The sequence below is a fragment of the Pseudomonas fluorescens genome (assembly GCF_902497895.1).
GTDB lineage: Bacteria > Pseudomonadota > Gammaproteobacteria > Pseudomonadales > Pseudomonadaceae > Aquipseudomonas > Aquipseudomonas fluorescens_BP.
The window spans coordinates 39665-56500 of the sequence record NZ_CABVHQ010000038.1 but is presented as its reverse complement, the minus strand read 5'-3'; the positions used below and the strand labels follow the sequence as shown (position 1 = coordinate 56500).

Annotated in this window: 17 protein-coding genes, 5 tRNA genes and 2 pseudogenes; 11 read left to right on the top strand and 13 right to left on the bottom strand. The window is 58.7% G+C overall.

Annotated features, from left to right (window positions below; translation table 11 throughout):
• Nucleotides 1-5: 5 nt before the first annotated feature.
• Both F8N21_RS19140 and F8N21_RS30495 read left to right on the top strand, forming a co-directional pair.
• On the top strand, nucleotides 6-617 hold the full coding sequence (locus tag F8N21_RS19140; RefSeq protein WP_150643598.1) for a hypothetical protein: 612 nt from the start codon (nucleotides 6-8) through the stop codon (nucleotides 615-617).
• Entirely contained in the window at nucleotides 614-781 is a 168-nt protein-coding gene (locus F8N21_RS30495; RefSeq protein ID WP_191624354.1) for a hypothetical protein, read from the top strand. The genes F8N21_RS19140 and F8N21_RS30495 overlap by 4 nt, the downstream gene beginning before the upstream one ends.
• An 11-nt stretch (nucleotides 782-792) precedes the next feature.
• Here F8N21_RS30495 and F8N21_RS19135 read toward each other — a convergent pair whose 3' ends face one another.
• The 12 genes from F8N21_RS19135 to F8N21_RS31295 form a co-directional block, all read right to left on the bottom strand.
• Entirely contained in the window at nucleotides 793-1239 is a 447-nt protein-coding gene (locus F8N21_RS19135) for an Hsp20 family protein (RefSeq protein WP_150643596.1), read from the bottom strand.
• A gap of 112 nt (nucleotides 1240-1351) precedes the next feature.
• Nucleotides 1352-2311 carry a tRNA dihydrouridine synthase gene (locus F8N21_RS19130; protein WP_150643595.1) on the bottom strand — a complete coding sequence of 320 codons (960 nt, stop codon included), beginning with the start codon at nucleotides 2309-2311 and terminating at the stop codon, nucleotides 1352-1354.
• Between the two features lie 170 nt (nucleotides 2312-2481).
• Nucleotides 2482-2919 (bottom strand): acyl-CoA thioesterase, encoded by a 438-nt coding sequence (locus F8N21_RS19125; RefSeq protein WP_150643594.1) that lies wholly within the window; start codon nucleotides 2917-2919, stop codon nucleotides 2482-2484.
• 49 nt (nucleotides 2920-2968) lie between these two features.
• Nucleotides 2969-3802 (bottom strand): alpha/beta fold hydrolase, encoded by an 834-nt coding sequence (locus F8N21_RS19120; RefSeq protein WP_150643593.1) that lies wholly within the window; start codon nucleotides 3800-3802, stop codon nucleotides 2969-2971.
• A 29-nt stretch (nucleotides 3803-3831) separates the two neighbouring features.
• Entirely contained in the window at nucleotides 3832-4371 is a 540-nt protein-coding gene (locus F8N21_RS19115) for a TetR/AcrR family transcriptional regulator (RefSeq protein ID WP_150643592.1), read from the bottom strand.
• 194 nt (nucleotides 4372-4565) lie between these two features.
• A tRNA-Glu gene (locus F8N21_RS19110) sits at nucleotides 4566-4641 on the bottom strand.
• 77 nt (nucleotides 4642-4718) lie between these two features.
• Nucleotides 4719-4794, bottom strand: a tRNA-Ala gene (locus tag F8N21_RS19105).
• Nucleotides 4795-4847: 53 nt separating this feature from the next.
• Nucleotides 4848-4923 (bottom strand) — tRNA-Glu (locus tag F8N21_RS19100).
• Nucleotides 4924-5004: 81 nt separating this feature from the next.
• Nucleotides 5005-5080: transfer RNA gene (locus F8N21_RS19095), tRNA-Ala, on the bottom strand.
• A gap of 204 nt (nucleotides 5081-5284) precedes the next feature.
• Nucleotides 5285-6766, bottom strand: coding sequence for a glutamate--tRNA ligase (gltX, locus tag F8N21_RS19090; protein ID WP_150643591.1), 1482 nt, complete (start codon nucleotides 6764-6766; stop codon nucleotides 5285-5287).
• Between the two features lie 302 nt (nucleotides 6767-7068).
• Complete coding sequence (uvrB, locus tag F8N21_RS19085) at nucleotides 7069-9084, bottom strand: excinuclease ABC subunit UvrB (protein WP_150643590.1); 2016 nt, start codon at nucleotides 9082-9084, stop codon at nucleotides 7069-7071.
• Between the two features lie 14 nt (nucleotides 9085-9098).
• Nucleotides 9099-9224, bottom strand: a complete 126-nt coding sequence (locus F8N21_RS31295) for a hypothetical protein (protein WP_263597303.1) — start codon at nucleotides 9222-9224, stop codon at nucleotides 9099-9101.
• A gap of 193 nt (nucleotides 9225-9417) precedes the next feature.
• Here F8N21_RS31295 and F8N21_RS19080 point away from each other — a divergent pair, with 193 nt between their 5' ends.
• Both F8N21_RS19080 and F8N21_RS19075 read left to right on the top strand, forming a co-directional pair.
• Nucleotides 9418-10614 carry an amino acid aminotransferase gene (locus F8N21_RS19080; RefSeq protein WP_150643589.1) on the top strand — a complete coding sequence of 399 codons (1197 nt, stop codon included), beginning with the start codon at nucleotides 9418-9420 and terminating at the stop codon, nucleotides 10612-10614.
• A 155-nt stretch (nucleotides 10615-10769) separates the two neighbouring features.
• Nucleotides 10770-10970: a hypothetical protein gene (locus tag F8N21_RS19075; protein ID WP_150643588.1), complete on the top strand. Its 201-nt coding sequence runs from the start codon at nucleotides 10770-10772 to the stop codon at nucleotides 10968-10970.
• Nucleotides 10971-10973: 3 nt separating this feature from the next.
• On the opposite strand, the gene F8N21_RS19070 is transcribed toward F8N21_RS19075, so the two are convergent.
• On the bottom strand, nucleotides 10974-11207 hold the full coding sequence (locus F8N21_RS19070; RefSeq protein ID WP_150643587.1) for a hypothetical protein: 234 nt from the start codon (nucleotides 11205-11207) through the stop codon (nucleotides 10974-10976).
• A 268-nt stretch (nucleotides 11208-11475) separates the two neighbouring features.
• Between F8N21_RS19070 and F8N21_RS19065 the strand changes: the two genes are divergently transcribed.
• From F8N21_RS19065 to kefF, 7 genes and pseudogenes are all read left to right on the top strand, one after another.
• Nucleotides 11476-11551, top strand: a tRNA-Asn gene (locus F8N21_RS19065).
• A gap of 162 nt (nucleotides 11552-11713) precedes the next feature.
• Complete coding sequence (locus F8N21_RS19060) at nucleotides 11714-13036, top strand: tyrosine-type recombinase/integrase (protein WP_150643586.1); 1323 nt, start codon at nucleotides 11714-11716, stop codon at nucleotides 13034-13036.
• 910 nt (nucleotides 13037-13946) lie between these two features.
• Nucleotides 13947-14289: pseudogene (locus F8N21_RS31010) on the top strand (integrase); the annotation flags it as partial.
• 218 nt (nucleotides 14290-14507) lie between these two features.
• The gene (locus tag F8N21_RS19045; protein WP_014860758.1) at nucleotides 14508-14840 is read left to right on the top strand and encodes a carboxymuconolactone decarboxylase family protein; all 333 of its coding nucleotides are present in this window, start codon (nucleotides 14508-14510) and stop codon (nucleotides 14838-14840) included.
• Between the two features lie 44 nt (nucleotides 14841-14884).
• A complete protein-coding gene (locus F8N21_RS19040) occupies nucleotides 14885-15991 on the top strand; it encodes an alkene reductase (protein WP_150643585.1) in 1107 nt (368 codons plus the stop codon).
• Between the two features lie 48 nt (nucleotides 15992-16039).
• A complete protein-coding gene (locus F8N21_RS19035) occupies nucleotides 16040-16258 on the top strand; it encodes a tautomerase family protein (RefSeq protein ID WP_071550870.1) in 219 nt (72 codons plus the stop codon).
• A gap of 166 nt (nucleotides 16259-16424) precedes the next feature.
• A pseudogene (gene kefF / locus F8N21_RS19030) lies at nucleotides 16425-16827 on the top strand (glutathione-regulated potassium-efflux system oxidoreductase KefF); the annotation flags it as partial.
• Between the last annotated feature and the right edge of the window lie 9 nt (nucleotides 16828-16836).

The window sequence follows — 16836 nt, the reverse complement described above, 5'->3', positions numbered from 1 at the left end:
GTGCGATGAGCCTGCTGCAACGTGTGGGCTGGCGACGTGCGGTATTTGCACTGGCGGTCGCCGCCCTCCTTACGGTGGCGACGATTCAAGTGCAATCGGGCGAGCCGGAAATCGCTCTGGTGATTGGCGAGCCTTGGGACGCCATGCGGCAGCGCTCCAGTGCAACCATTGATCCCGCTATTCCCGGGCATTACTGGGGGCGATTGCCGAAGTCGGATGCCCGCCTTCGTTTCATAGACCCCCAATACGGGTTCGTGACCCCACTGGCTCGCTTCTTCACAATTAGTTTCGATGATGAGCGGGTCGGAAATGTCCGTATGTCCCCGCAAATCGAGCCGCTATTGCTCGACGATACACTCAAGGTCGTGCTGGATCTGCAGGAGCAATGGCGCATAGGCGGCTGGACGCCAACCCGGACGGACTTTCCATCGTTCGCCGACACCCCTCAATGGCGTGCCCGATTGCGCGACGTGAACAAAGGCGGCAAAACTTACTGGCAAGCGGGTAACCAGTATCAAGTGATGCTGGTGGTTAATCGTTTCAGGGACGACAAGCGTCCCACAGAAGAGCGCTACCTCATCAAGCTGCAACTTGCCACACCATGGGTGAAGCCATGACCCTGCTCCTTGATGACGGACGCACCATAGGTTTCGGTAGCAATCTCATGGCCGACCTGTCCGACATCCTTCAGCCCATGGCCTTCGTGCTCAAGGCAAAGCGCCATGCCTGGCGCACCAGAAAAAAAGGGCGCCGATGGCGCCCTTTTCAATGCAGTGGTTAACGTCGCAGCAATCAGTGCTGCAGAGCCGGTTTGTCTGTCCCGTTGATCGGGATGCGTTTGGCTTTTGCCTCTTCCGGTATGACACGCAACAGGTCGATGCTCAACAAACCGTTGCTCAGGTCGGCGGTTTTGATCTGGATGTGGTCCGCCAGACGGAAGGACAGTTTGAAGGCACGCTGAGCGATGCCTTGATACAGATAAGTGACGTCTTCGTCAGCGTCACGTTTGCCGCCACTGATGGTCAATACGCCTTTTTCGACTTGCAGCTCCAGGTCTTCTTCCTGGAAACCGGCTGCCGCAATCACGATGCGGTATTGGTCGTCACCGTGCTTCTCCACGTTGTAGGGTGGATAGGTGCTGCCTGGTTCATTACGCAGCGCCGACTCGAACAGATCGTTGAAACGATCGAAGCCCACCGAAGAACGGAACAGTGGAGCCATGGAAAATGCAGTGCTCATGTCAATCTCCTGAAATTCAGCAAGTGGTTATCTCCGCGACCCGAATTCGGCATCGCGTATAAAAAAGATAAGGACCGACTTGCCCATTTCAAGAGGTTTTTCTGAAAAATTTTCAGGCCGCTTCGGTGCGCTGAACGCCCAATAAACGCCCGACCTGATCCAGATCGGTTTCCCGGCGCATCGCGGTGAAAAGCTCCACGGCCTCAGGGTAATTGCGGGTCAACATCGCCAACCACTGCTTCAAGCGACCCGGCGCGGCGCGTGGCGTCAGTTGTGCGACGGCTTGCGCCCAGAAGTCCTGGAGCAGCGGTTGCAGATCGGCCCAGGACATTTCGACCACCTCTTCGCCAGCCCGCGCCGCTGCGATTTGCCGGGCCAGATCCGGACGCGAGACCAGGCCGCGACCGAGCATGATGTCTTCGACGCCGCTGATTTCGCGGCAACGGCGCCAGTCTTCGACGCTCCAGATATCGCCATTGGCAAACACTGGCACCTTGACCACTTCCTGGACCCGTGGAATCCACTCCCAATGGGCTGGCGGCTTGTAGCCATCGGTCTTGGTCCGGGCATGCACCACGATGTGCGCAGCGCCGCCTTCGGCCAGGGCCGTGGCGCACACCAGCGCGCCGTCCGGGCTGTCGAAACCCAGGCGCATCTTGGCCGTCACCGGGATATGCGCCGGCACCGCGCGACGCACTTCGGCGACTATCGCGTTGAGCAGTTCCGGCTCTTTGAGCAGCACCGCGCCACCGCGCGACTTGTTGACGGTCTTGGCCGGGCAGCCGAAGTTCAGGTCGATCACCTCGGAACCCAGCTCACAGGCCAGTGCGGCGTTATCCGCCAGGCACGCCGGGTCGGAACCGAGCAATTGCACGCGCAACGGCACCCCGGCAGCGGTTTTCGCGCCGTGGAGCAATTCAGGAGCCAGCTTGTGAAAATAAGCCGGGGTCAGCAGACGGTCATTGACCCGGATGAATTCGGTCACGCACCAATCGATACCGCCGACCTGGGTCAAGACATCCCGCAGGATGTTGTCGACCAGGCCCTCCATGGGCGCCAAAGCAATTTGCATGGGTAACACTCAACGAAAAACGTGCGGCAGTTTACTGGGTTTCGCCAGGTAAACCCACGCCCGCGTAGGAGCTGGCGCAGGCTGCGATTTTTTGCCATTGCTGGAGCCGCGGAAGACCAAAAGATCGCAGCCTGCGGCAGCTCCTACGCCGATCGTGTACAACTGGCTAATTAGACCGCGCCCTGCAACGCCGGCCCATAGCCCTCGATAAACTCCTCCGGCATGCGCTTGGGCTTGCCACTGGACAGTTCGATACAGACAAAAGTGGTCTGGGCCCGGAGCAAGGTGGTGTTGTCACTGGGGCGGACCAGCTGGAAACGTCGGCTCATTTTCAAACGCCGATCCCAATCGACGATCCAGGTCGCCAACTGCAATTCATCGCCTTCATAGGCGCCAGCCAGGTAATCGATCTCGTGGCGGACCACGGCCATCGCCCGGTCCAGCCGCCGATATTCGCTCAGGTCCAGGCCCAGGCGCTGCGAATGGCGCCAGGCGCAGCGCTCGAGCCAGGTGACATACACCGCGTTATTGGCATGTCCAAGCCCGTCGATGTCTTCGGCACCCACCTGCAGATCAATGATAAATGGCGTTGCCAGATCCCAGCCCATACCCCTCTCCCCGCTCAGCTAAATTCGACCGGGGCAGTGTAACGGATGCTCAGGCGGATTGGCGCGCTTGCACGCTGCGACCGGAAAGCAAGGCCAGCACGCCCTCGATCAGCCGCGAATCGGACAGGACTCGCTGATGGCCACCCTCCGACAGACGCAACAGGCGGCTGTCGAACCAGGCTTCGTGGATCAGCTGCGCTTCCTTGACCGGGACGAAGTTATCATCCTCGGCATGCACGATCAGCCCGGGCATATCCAGCTGGTAGTGCGCCACGTCGAGGCAAGCGGCGCGCATGCCGACATCCTGCTCGATCTGGCGAATAAACGCCGAACGGGCTTTTGGCGGAAGCCGTACATAGCGGGCAAAACCGCGCAGTACCCCCAGTATCCGCGCTGGAGCGGCGATGCTCACCAGGGTTTCGGTGCGCAGACCCAGCTGGACTGCCAGCATGGCACTGGCGCCGCCCATGGAATGACCGATGACCGCTTGCAAGGGCGGCAATTCCGCGGCGGCCTCGAGCATGGCCCGGGCGAACAACACCACGTTCGCTTCATGCCCGGGAGAACGGCCATGGGCCGGACCGTCTAGCGCGACCACCATATAGCCGGCGTCCACCAGCGCAGTGATCAGACTGGCGAATTGCGTTGGCCGACCTTCCCAGCCGTGCATCAACAGCACCGCCGGGCCCTGCCCCCAACGCAAGGCCGAAAGGCCGAAACGCAGGGTGATCCGCTCGGAGGTCGCCAGCAGCGGCAACTCCCAATCCCGCGGCGGCAGCTCGCGCGGCGTCATGAACGCCAGGCGCATCCGGCTCGCAACCAGTCGCGGTGCAAACCAACCCAAGGTGCCATTAATGCCACGAACCCAGCTTAAAGTGCTCATCGCTCATTTCCTCAGGATCACGCTTCAGGTCATAGCACCGCCGACTTGGCGGCGCGCAGCAATCGATCGGATAACTCTCCGGCGCCCAAGGCCCGCGCCAGTGCCAGTCCGCCGACCATCAGGGCGATATCGGCGAGGACTTTGTCGGCCTCTTCCGGGCTGGTCGCCAGTTGCGCGACCATCAACTCCAAGTGTTCATTCAAGGCCTGCCGAAAATCGTCCGGCAGACGACCCAATTCCCCGATCGAGGCCGGGATCGGGCAGGCATGATCAGTTGAATCGCGGTGCTTGCGTGACAGGTAGAAGGCCGCGACCAAAGCGCGACGCTCTTCACCCGTCAACTCGGCGTCCATTTCCTCAATCAAGCCACGGCGCTGGGCGAGCAGTTGCTTGAACGCTTCCAGCATCAGCGCATCCTTGCTTTCGAAGTGCGCATAGAAACCACCCACCGTCAGCCCGGCGGCGCCCATCACCTCTCCCACGCTCGGATCGGCCGGGCCGCGCTGAATCAGCGCTGCGCTGGCGGCCTTGAGGATGCGTTCGCGGGTTTGAGCTTTTTTGTCGTTCATCGTTGCCTCCGAATATTACGATTGAAATATTATTCTCATAATAAATTTTCGCAAGTCATTGCTATGACCGCTGGTCAGAAGAACCTTTTTTTGAACAGAGAGTTGGGAAAGGAGAGAATTGGCGAATGCCAGACAAACAAAAGGGCCATTCAATAATTGAATGACCCCTATAAATCCCGCAGAGCGGGTAATCGTGGCGTCCCCTAGGGGACTCGAACCCCTGTTACCGCCGTGAAAGGGCGGTGTCCTAGGCCACTAGACGAAGGGGACGCAAAACCTTCTATACACTGATCAGGCTGAGACTGATCGATTCAAGGCCGGTGTGGCCAGACCTTGAACTGTAAAATTGGTGGAGCTAAGCGGGATCGAACCGCTGACCTCCTGCATGCCATGCAGGCGCTCTCCCAGCTGAGCTATAGCCCCGGATTTATCGCCTCGCGGCGGAACAGCATCTCACAACACTGCTTCTGTAAAACTGGCGTCCCCTAGGGGACTCGAACCCCTGTTACCGCCGTGAAAGGGCGGTGTCCTAGGCCACTAGACGAAGGGGACGCAAAACCCTTCTATACAACGTGATCAGGCTGAGACTGATCGATTCAAGGCCGGTGTGGCCAGACCTTGAATTGTACAATTTGGTGGAGCTAAACGGGATCGAACCGTTGACCTCTTGCATGCCATGCAAGCGCTCTCCCAGCTGAGCTATAGCCCCTCGTCGGTGAGGACGGGGCGAATCTTAAGGGTGTATCGCAAGGCTGTCAAACTTATTTTAAACAAATTTCAATATTTTTTGTCGGCATTACAATCACTTACCGCCCTCTCCCCGGAAAATGGGGGGTTTGCCCCTTGGGGGTTGCCGAAGATCAGGATCAAAAGATCGCAGCCTTCGGCAGCTCCTACGGGGGAAAGCGCTGAATCAGGCGATAGCGCCCAGGAGTTTTTCCCACTCCTTGTTTTCCTTCTTCGACACGCCACCCAGCAGATCAAGGGCCTGGCGCAGACGGAAACGGGTCAGGTCCGGGCCGAGGATTTCCATGGCATCGAGCACCGACACCGAGCTCGCCTGACCGGTGATTGCGGCGAACATCAGCGGCATGGCGTCACGCAGCTTCAGTTCCAGGGACTCGACCACCGCCTGAATGGTCGCGGTGATGCTGTCCTTCTCCCACTGGCGCAGGCTTTCCAGCTTCCACAGGATCAGCTGCATCAATTGACGCACCTGGTCGCCCGAGAGCTTCTTGGACTCGAACAGCTTGACGTCCGGGTTCACGCCACCGGCAAAGAAGAAGCCGGCCAGCGGGGCGATCTGACTGAAGGTTTCAACCCGGCCCTGGACATGCGGGGCGATTTTCATCAGGTATTCAGGGTTCAGCGCCCACTCCTGCACACGGCTGGCAAACTCTTCCAGCGGCAGGTCGCGCAGCCACTGGCCGTTGAGCCAGGACAATTTTTCGACATCGAAAATCGGTCCGCCCAGGGAAACCCGCGACAGATCGAAGTTATCGACCATTTCCTGCAGCGAAAACTTCTCGCGCTCGTCCGGCATCGACCAGCCCATGCGGCCCAGGTAGTTGAGCATGGCTTCCGGCATAAAGCCCATGCGCTCGTAGAAGGTCACCGAGGTCGGGTTCTTGCGCTTGGACAGCTTGCTCTTGTCCGGGTTACGCAGCAGCGGCATGTAGCACAGCTGCGGTTGTTCCCAGCCGAAGTACTCGTAGAGCAGGATCAGTTTCGGCGCCGACGGCAGCCATTCTTCGCCGCGCAGCACGTGGGTGATGCCCATCAGGTGATCGTCGACCACGTTGGCGAGGAAGTAGGTCGGCAAGCCGTCGGTCTTCATCAGCACTTGCATGTCCATGCGATCCCACGGGATCTCGACGTCGCCACGCAGCATGTCCGGCACCACGCAGACGCCTTCGGTCGGCACTTTCATGCGGATCACGTGGGGTTCGCCAGCGGCCAGACGCCGCGCCACTTCTTCCTTGGAGAGCAACAGCGCGCGACCGTCGTAGCGTGGGGTTTCGCCGCGGGCCATTTGTTCGGCGCGCATCTGGTCCAGTTCTTCCGCGGAGCAGAAGCACGGAAAGGCATGGCCCAGCTCGACCAGCTGCTGGCAGTACTTCTGATAGATGTCGCCGCGCTCGCTCTGCCGGTACGGGCCGTGGGGGCCGCCGACGTCAGGGCCTTCGCTCCAGTCGATACCCAGCCAGCGCAAGGCATCGAAAATCTGCTGCTCGGACTCGCGGGTCGAACGCAATTGATCGGTGTCTTCGATCCGCAGGATGAACTCACCGCCATGCTGCTTGGCAAAGCAGTAGTTGAACAAAGCGATGTAAGCGGTGCCGACATGGGGATCGCCGGTAGGCGATGGCGCGATGCGAGTGCGGACGGTGGTCATGGCATGTCTCGGAAGGAATATGAAAAGCGAAGATGAAACAGGGGGCGAATGGTAACAGGCGACACCCGCCCGGCTCCAGTGAGCAGGGTATTTAAGCCAAGGGATTGCCAGCACTGGGGGAGGTTCATCGATCCTGAGTCATGCACAAACCTGTGGTGAGGGGGCTTGCCCCCGCTGGGTCGCGCAGCGCCCCTAAAACCTGCAAGCCAGATCTACCAGGCACACCGCATGTGCAGGTTTTACGACTGCTGCGCAGCCGAGCGGGGGGCGAGCCCCCTCGCCACAGGGGACCGCGTTTATCATCAAACCACCATCAACCGCTCCCGCAGCTTGCCGATTTCGTCGCGCATCTGTGCGGCGGCCTCGAATTCCAGGTCGCGCGCCAGCTGGTACATTTTCTCTTCCAGTTGCTTGATGCGCTTGGAGATCTCGCCTGGCGAACGCAGTTCGTTTTCGTAGCGGGCGTTTTCCTCGGCGGCCTTGGCCATGCCTTTGCGCTTTTTGCTGCGCGAACCCGGCACGGTGGCGCCTTCCATGATGTCCGCGACGTCCTTGAACACCCCCTTGGGGGTAATGCCGTTGGCCAGGTTGAAGGCGATCTGCTTGTCGCGACGGCGTTCTGTCTCGCCCATCGCCCGCTCCATGGAACCGGTGATGCGGTCCGCATAGAGAATCGCCCGACCATTGAGGTTACGCGCCGCCCGGCCAATGGTCTGGATCAGTGAACGCTCGGAGCGCAGGAAGCCTTCCTTGTCCGCGTCGAGAATCGCCACCAGCGACACCTCCGGCATGTCCAGGCCTTCGCGCAGCAGGTTGATCCCCACCAGCACATCGAAAGTGCCCAGGCGCAGGTCGCGGATGATTTCGACCCGCTCCACCGTGTCGATGTCCGAGTGCAGGTAGCGCACGCGCACTCCGTGGTCAGCCAGGTAATCGGTCAAGTCTTCGGACATGCGCTTGGTCAGTGTAGTCACCAGCACCCGCTCGCCCAGCGCCACCCGCTTGCCGATTTCCGAGAGCAAATCATCGACCTGAGTCAGCGCCGGGCGGATCTCGATCTGCGGATCCACCAGACCGGTCGGCCGTACCAGCTGCTCGACCACTCGACCGGCGTGCTCGGCCTCATAGTTGCCCGGTGTAGCGGAGACGAAAATGGTCTGCGGGCTGATGTTCTCAAACTCGTCGAAACGCATCGGCCGGTTGTCCAGCGCCGACGGCAGGCGGAAACCGTATTCCACCAGGGTTTCCTTGCGCGAACGGTCGCCTTTGTACATGGCGCCGACCTGCGGCACGCTGACGTGGGACTCGTCGATCACCAGCAAGGCATCGGCTGGCAGGTAGTCGAACAAGGTGGGCGGCGCCTCACCGGACTCACGACCCGACAGGTAGCGCGAGTAGTTTTCGATGCCATTGCAGTAACCCAGCTCGAGAATCATCTCCAGATCAAAACGGGTGCGCTGCTCGAGGCGTTGCGCTTCCACCAGCTTATTGTTGGAGCGCAGGTATTCCAGGCGCTCCTGAAGCTCGACCTTGATCCCTTCGATGGCGCCCAACAGGGTGTCCCGTGGCGTCACGTAGTGGCTTTTCGGATAGAAGGTGAAGCGCGGCAACTGGCGGGTCACTTCACCGGTCAAGGGATCGAAGGCGGAAATCTTCTCGACTTCATCATCGAAAAGTTCGATGCGAATCGCTTCAAAATCGGATTCCGCCGGGTGGATATCAATCACGTCGCCGCGCACCCGAAAGGTCGCACGGGCGAACTCCATGTCGTTACGGGTGTATTGCAGGTCGGCGAGCCGGCGCAGCAAGGCACGCTGGTCGAGCTTGTCGCCGCGATCCACGTGCAACACCATCTTCAAATAGGTTTCCGGACTGCCCAGGCCATAGATGCACGAGACCGTGGTGACGATGATCGCGTCCTTGCGCTCCAGCAGCGCCTTGGTCGCGGACAGGCGCATCTGCTCGATATGGTCGTTGATCGAGGCGTCTTTCTCGATAAAGGTGTCGGAAGACGGCACGTAGGCTTCAGGCTGGTAGTAGTCGTAATAGGAAACGAAGTACTCCACCGCGTTATTCGGGAAGAACGCCTTGAACTCCCCATACAACTGCGCCGCCAGGGTCTTGTTCGGCGCCAGCACCAGGGTCGGGCGGTTGATCTGGGCGATCACGTTGGCGATGCTGAAGGTTTTGCCCGAACCGGTCACACCGAGCAATGTCTGGTGCGCCAGCCCGGCCTCGATGCCCTCGACCATCAGGCGGATGGCTTCCGGCTGATCGCCAGCGGGCTCGAAGCGGGTGACTAGCTGGAAGTCGGACATAACGTACCTCTGGTTCACTCCTGCAAGGCCACACCGAACAGGAACGAGAACGAGCGAAAACGACCAATGTCGTCGGAAAAAACTTGATTGTGCTGGATGTGGAGGCAATTGCCACGGGTTTCAAGCCGAACGTCCCGCATGCCCCACATCCATTGGACGCTACAATATGATTAAGAGTCGAAAAATAAACCGAAAAAGCTGCCTGAAAAGCCCAATTGGCTGTCGCCGCGACCTGTGATGCTCTCTATACTAGCTCCCCGTTTGTGCACCGCTCTAGTGCATTCGGCTGGAGCGCTACACGTCCCTCCACACTCCATTCAGAGCCGCCGCAAAATGAGCCTGTTCTCCGCTGTCGAAATGGCACCACGCGATCCAATCCTGGGCCTCAACGAAGCATTCAACGCCGATACCCGTAACAACAAGGTCAATCTGGGGGTCGGTGTCTACTGCAACGAGGAGGGAAAAATTCCACTCCTGCGTGCCGTTGCCGAAGCCGAGACGATTCGCGTGGCTCAACACGCTTCCCGCGGCTACTTGCCGATCGACGGCATCGCCGCCTACGACCAGGCCGTGCAAAGGCTGCTGTTCGGCGCTGACTCAGCGCTGATCGCCTCTGGCCGGGTTATTACCACCCAGGCCGTCGGCGGTACCGGCGCGCTGAAAATCGGCGCCGACTTCCTCAAGCAACTGCTGCCGGACGCCGTCGTAGCCATCAGCGACCCAAGCTGGGAAAACCACCGCGCGCTGTTCGAAACCGCCGGCTTCCCGGTGCAGAACTATCGTTATTACGACGCAGCCACCAACGATGTGAACCGTGCCGGCCTGCTTGAAGACTTGAATGCCCTGCCTGCGGGCTCGATCGTGGTGCTGCATGCCTGCTGCCACAACCCGACCGGCGTAGACATGAGTCCGACTGACTGGCAAAACGTCCTGGAAGTGGTCAAGGCGAAAGACCTCGTGCCGTTCCTCGACATGGCTTATCAGGGCTTTGGCGATAGCATCGACGAAGACGCTGCAGCAGTGCGCCTGTTCGCCGAATCGGGTCTGAACTTCTTTGTCTCCAGCTCGTTCTCCAAATCCTTCTCGTTGTACGGCGAGCGCGTTGGCGCCCTGTCGATCGTCAGCGAATCGAAAGAAGAAAGCGCGCGCGTGCTGTCGCAAGTCAAACGTGTGATCCGCACCAACTACTCCAACCCGCCGACCCACGGTGCAAGCATCGTCGCCGCCGTTCTGAACAACCCGGAACTGCGCGCCCAGTGGGAATCGGAACTGGCTGAAATGCGCCTGCGCATCCGTGGCATGCGCATGCAGATGGTCGATCTGCTGGCGCTGCACGGCGCCAAACGCGACTTCGGTTTCGTCGGTCGCCAGCGTGGGATGTTCTCCTACTCCGGCCTGACCGTTGAGCAAGTCACCCGCCTGCGCACCGAATTCGGTATCTACGCCCTGGACACCGGGCGCATCTGCGTTGCCGCATTGAACCAGAACAACATCGAAGTAGTGACCAGGGCCATCGTTCAGGTGATCTAAGCCACAGGCGAGAAAAACCAAGGGGAAGCCGGCTGGCTTCCCCTTTTTGTTTTTGTCGGTGAGACAATCGCGCTCGGTGCAAAATCGCAGCCTGCGGGATGTGTACGCAGCGGTGAATTCAGAGCGCCAGGCGCCCTTCCCTTTCGAGAGACTCCATGAAAAACGATAATCTGCGCGCTGACCGCGATGAGCTGGACAGCTACACCCCCCGAGCTCAAAACAAACGCAGTGGCAGTGGGCTGGTCTGGCAAATTGCCCTGGGGGTGTTCCTCGGCGGCATGGCGCTGTGGCTGGTGCAACTGGCGGTCACTTCGCTGGCCGCGAAGTTCATGCTCGGCACCGTGACGTTCGGCTGAAGCCTAGCCAGCCAGTTCGCTGGAGCGCTGGCTGGCGGCGTTGTCGAATGCCACATACAGCGACTCGGCCACCTGGCTTTTGATCGCTTTGGCGCTTTCCAGCCCCAGCACAAAACCTTCGGCCTTGCCGCCCGCCCGATTCAGCTCATCGGCCGAGCCGGCCTGGGTGATCGCATCCCACAGTTTGGAAGCCTGCGGGCCTACGCCTTTGGGCAGGCTGATCTGTTCAATACTCATCGGGCCACCCGGGACAGTCGTGGGGTGGCGAGGGGTTGTACGGTTGAATACACGAGCGTGGTCATGACACTACCTTTGCGGCTGAGGGCCGGCAGCGCGTGAAACCACTTCCGGGGGACCATGGTAGACCTGTACCGAGGTTCTGGTAACCGGCAGTCATCTATAATCAATGCATTGGCCTGATGGCTGCGGGCACTCGTCGGATGAAATCCTGCCGAACCTATTCGATGCTTGACTTCTCCTTTTCAATCAGTAACATACACTGCATTCCGCGATAGCTCAGTTGGTAGAGCAAGTGACTGTTAATCACTGGGTCCCTGGTTCGAGTCCAGGTCGTGGAGCCAGACAAGGTTCCAGAGAAGGCTTTCAAAATCTCTGAAACCCCCGAAAAACCCGCCTTATGGCGGGTTTTTTCGTTTTGGCGTTCTGTCGGATTCCGGTAAGTACCAGCCATTTTAAGGGTAGAGTTTGGGATAAAGATCAGTTCGATAAAAGGGAGTACCCTTATGTCGCGCACCACTGCTCCACTCTCCGACGCCGCTTGCCGTTCGGCCAAGCCCACAGACCGCGCCTACAAGCTTTTCGACGGCGACGGCCTTTACCTTCTAGTCCAACCCAATGGCCGCAAAGGCTGGCGTCTCAGATACGTCAAACCTGATGGCCGGGAAGGACTGACCTCATTCGGCAACTACCCCATCGTTGGCCTCGCGAATGCGCGCCGCAAGCGCTTGGAGGTCAAGCGAATGCTGGCGGATGGCATTGACCCTATAGGAGCCAAGAACCAAGCCAAGACGGACGCTCTGATCAAAGGCCGCACCTTTGAAAGCGTTGCCCTCGGCTGGCACACGGAAATGTCAGCCAAGTGGGCACCGGACTATTCCAAGACAGTGATGAGTCGCCTCAAAACTCACCTCTTCCCGCTGATCGGCACCCGCGCCATTGTCGACCTTGATACCCACGACCTTATGCGGCCCCTGGACGCGATTAAGAAGCGCGGAACGATAGACATTGCTTTAAGGGTACAAAACTACCTGCAGAGCATCATGCGCGAGGCAAAGCGCCTCCGGCTTATCACCGTAAACCCTGCTTACGACCTCGTAGGCTCGATCAAAGCCTCGCGGGTCGTCCACCGCCCCGCCTTATCCTTATCGCGCTTACCTGAGTTGCAGGAACGGATCGACACCTATAAAGGCCGCGCACTTACCCGGCTGACGGTCTTGCTGTCGCTGCACGTGTTTGTCCGCTCCAGCGAGCTGCGCTTCGCCCGCTGGAGCGAGTTCGACCTCAAACGTGGCGTCTGGGAAATACCCGACACGCGACCAGCGTTGGAAGGCGTACCCTTTTCCACAAGAGGTACGAAGATGGCCGGGGACATCCATCTTGTACCCTTATCGCCGCAAGCGATCGCCCTGCTCGAGCAGATCCACGCAATCACAGGCAAATTTGACTTGGTGTTCGCAGGCGATACCAAGTCTTGGAAACCAATGTCCGAAAACACGGTGAACAGCGCGCTTCGGAAGATGGGGTACGACACCAAATCCGAGATCTGTGGGCATGGGTTTCGTTCGATGGCCTGCAGCGCACTGATCGAGTCAGGTTTGTGGACGGACACAGCCATCGAGCGGCAGATGAGCCACAAGGAACGCAACAACGTCCGCGCCGCTTACATCCACAAGGCCGAGTTCATCGAGGAGCGCAGGCTGATCATGAACTGGTGGAGTCGCTACCTTGAGACTAATCAGCAGAAGCATGTCAGCCCACGCGAATTCGCCAATCAGACGGGTGCGAATGTCACTCGCCTAAAAGCAAAACGTGGCGCAACTGAGTAAGCGCTCGGTCCTCATATCTCAGTGATCCGCTTGTCCACGCGGGTCCATCCAAACAGGGCTGCAAAGCCGCCCTGTTTGGATGGACCTCACTTAAAAAATCTAAAGCCCACGCAATTGTCTGTGGAAAACCACTGATTTCCATTAGTGGATAATTTCATCCACAGCCGCAGAACTCCCGAAAATTCGAGCCTTGACCCGAATTCTCCACAGGCGTAGAAAAGGTCGGGCAAAGCGCTGTCGTTGACAGCAACCCAGGTAGCCAGAACCTTTAAGGCTACGCCACGCCGTGGCGGTTCTCCCAAAGTGCGATTAGCGTCCGGCGGCTCGCACGGTCACTCACCGAGTGATGGATGCCCACTTCAGATCATTGCCATTGCGGCAAATACATCCCCCTACCCAACTGCCCTGCAGCAACCTATCCGCTTGGCCATTTTATTGCGCCAACCTGCGCCCGTCTCTTTCTCCCGGAAAGAGACGGGCGCTCCTACCACTGCTGCAGCCCACCTCGTACAAGGCTTTGCGGCATTCCCCCTCGTGACAATCGGCGTGACAAACACCGAAGTCACCAGCAACAGCGATGCAGATGATGGTGCCGCAGCCCACGGAATGGACTGCACCTGACTGACAGTCAGGCATGCCCCGGTCATTGCCTCGCTGCCTTCACCCGACTCAGGATCTCGCGGCATTGGTCTCGTCAGCCAGCGCAGCCTCCACCCGCCCACTTCTTCGGAAGTGTTCAGGAGGCCAGATCATGAGATGCCCAAGCTCCCGGTCGTAAAGAGCCGCCAGTCCCGCGTTAGTGGACACCCCTCACAGGTCGCAGGGGCCTTGATCCCTGATAACACTCAACATCCTTGGCGGGATGACGTGGGGAAAGTTTCAAAGGTTTGGCTTCGAGAGGAGTTCGATCATGGCACCAGCGGGCAGGCGAGATAGACGCAATTTTGGCTATGGCCGGCAACTGAGCTATGCCGGGCCGCAGGCATTGTGCGATCTATTTGGCGGCGGGCATTACGGCACGGTGCAGGCGCACTGTGATAGCTGGTAGGCGTTTGTTCGGTGGTGTCGCTCGGAGAATGGACCAGGGTTTAACGATGCGCGACAAATTGATCGGCAGGCCTTGCTGGACTACGCCGGACATCTGCGTCAGCTAGTTGAATAAGTGCGCTATCGGCATCGCCACCGCGCAAAACCGGTTGTCCAGTGTGAATCGAGCCATGACGGCGCTCCGCGGCGATCAGTATGTGAGCGTCTCGACGATGCCTGACAGCAAGCGGTGCTGACAATCAACAGTCCAGTAATTGTCATCCCTATGAAGCGATTTTCTATTGTTCGCGACCAAATTATCAATACCTTCGATTGCGTTGATAGTGAAAATCAGCACGAACAAATTGTACGCCTACCAACTGGATGGTAGCTTATTAGCAAGTTTTTAGATAACTGTAATTAACACCATCCCTGTGAGAACCCCATGCAAGATTGGAAGCAAACCCGCAAAGACATCAACACTCGCTTGGTAGAGCTCAACGGCCTGTCTCCAGAAACAATGAAAGGCATGGCGGCGCTCGGCGCTGCCGGCGGCAAGACCAATCACCTGGACGCGAAGACCCGAGAACTGATCTCCCTCGCCGTGGCCGTGACCACCCGCTGCGACGGTTGCATCGCCTTCCACGCCGCCGAAGCCAAGAAACTTGGCGTCACCAGTGAAGAAGTCGCCGAAGCACTGGGCGTGGCAATCAACATGAACGCCGGTGCCGCGTTGGTGTACAGCACACATGTGCTGGACGCATTTGATAAGTCGTAAATCAAACGCTGACTTTCAACCTGTTAACGACTTCGAGACTAATCATGAATAAGCTGCTCACCCCTTACGATCTGTCCGGTACTGCGCTAAAAAACCGGGTCGTTATGGCCCCCATGACTCGCACCCGGACCCTAGACAACATCCCTAACGAGTTCACCACGCTGTATTACGCACAGCGTGCTTCTGCTGGTCTGCTGATCACCGAAGGCCTGCCGATTTCCGACGAAGCCCGTGGCTACCTGTACACCCCAGGTATTTATACCGACGAACACTTGCCAGGCTGGCGTCAGGTCACCGACGCGGTGCATTTCAAGGGCGGGAAGATCTTCGCGCAGTTATGGCACGTTGGCCGTATGTCCCATATTTCGGTGCATGGCATGATTCCGGTTTCTTCGGGTACTCAGCCGGCGGTCGATACCACGGTATATGCCTGGATCGAGCCTGGCGAATCCGGTCCTGTGCAACCCAGCGTGCCTCGTGCGCTGGAAACGGATGAAGTGAAACGTGTCATCGCTGACTTTGTGAAGTCTGCGCGTATGGCGATGGAGGCCGGTTTTGACGGTATCGAAATCATGGCTGCCAACGGGTTCCTGTTCGATCAGTTCCTCAGCAGCGCCTTGAACACCCGTACCGACCAGTACGGTGGCTCTATCGCCAATCGCCAGCGCTTTCTGCTGGAAACCATTGACGCGATTGCTGCCGAAATCGGCGGCTCGAAGATTGGCGTACGGTTCTCGCCGTTTGGCCGCCTGTATGACTTTGGTGTGTACGAAGGTGAAGCAGAAACCTGGATGAGCATGGCGGCAGCGCTTAATGAACGCGAACTGGCCTACGTCCACCTGAACTACCAACCGACCATCGTCGCCGCGCAAACGCCGCCTGGTTTCAGCGCTGCGTTCCGTGAAGCCTACAAAGGCACCTTGATGGCTGCCGGTGGGTTCACCCAAGCCCTCGCTGAGTCGGAACTGGCCAAAGGTGAACTCGACTTGATCGCCTTCGGTACGGCCTACATCGCCAACCCTGACCTGGTAGAGCGCATGCAGAACGGCTGGCCACTGGCAGAGGGTGATCGCGCGACTTACTACGGTGTCAGCGATCGCATTGCCAAGGGTTACACCGACTACCCGGAATACATTGCAGCCAAAGCCTGATTATTCGCTGTTTCATCACTGTCCACTTCAGACGTTAAGGAGCACACCATGCCTCTCGTTACCATCAAAGGCATTGAAGGCGTTTTTACCGACAAGCAGAAAGCCGAAGTCATCCAGAAAGTGACGGACGCCATGGTGTCTGTAGAAGGTGAAAACATGCGCGCCCTCACCTGGGTCATCTTCGAAGAGGTCAAAAGCGGAGATTGGGGAATCGCTGGCGAACCCGTGACTGCGCAGGACATATTGAAACTGCAAGTAGGTAAATAAGGGTTCCATCCCCAAGAAGCGACTCTCTGGTCGCTGGGCATCTTTATGCCCACCGACCAGAGAGTTTTTTCGTTCTGAATGAACTCGCGATTTGTCGTGGAATGCTCCCAATGATTCTGATCATTACGCTCACCCTTACCCCGACAAATCCAAGGTTAACGAGGTGATGCTCAGGCAAGCCTCCAATAACCCGGATGTGGTCATACGCTCCCTTTATGACCTGTACCCGGACTTCAACATCGATGTCCAAGCCGAGCAGCAATCCCTCGAACAGGCAGAGCTTCTGATCCTGCAACATCCGCTGTACTGGTACAGCTGCCCGCCGCTGCTGAGATTGTGGATCGATAAAGTCTTCACCCAAGGGTGGGCCTATGGCAAAGGCGACACCGCACTCAAAAGTAAGAGCTTGTTGTGGGCCGTGACCACCGGCGGCGAGCACGACCAGTTCGACATGGGTGACCACCCCCGGGTTTTCGGTGCTTACCCAACCCCTGCATGCGACCGCGACCTACTGCCAGATGCGCAGGCTGACGCCTGTGGCTGTCCACGGTGCTTTCAACGCTGCCCCTCGACCCTGC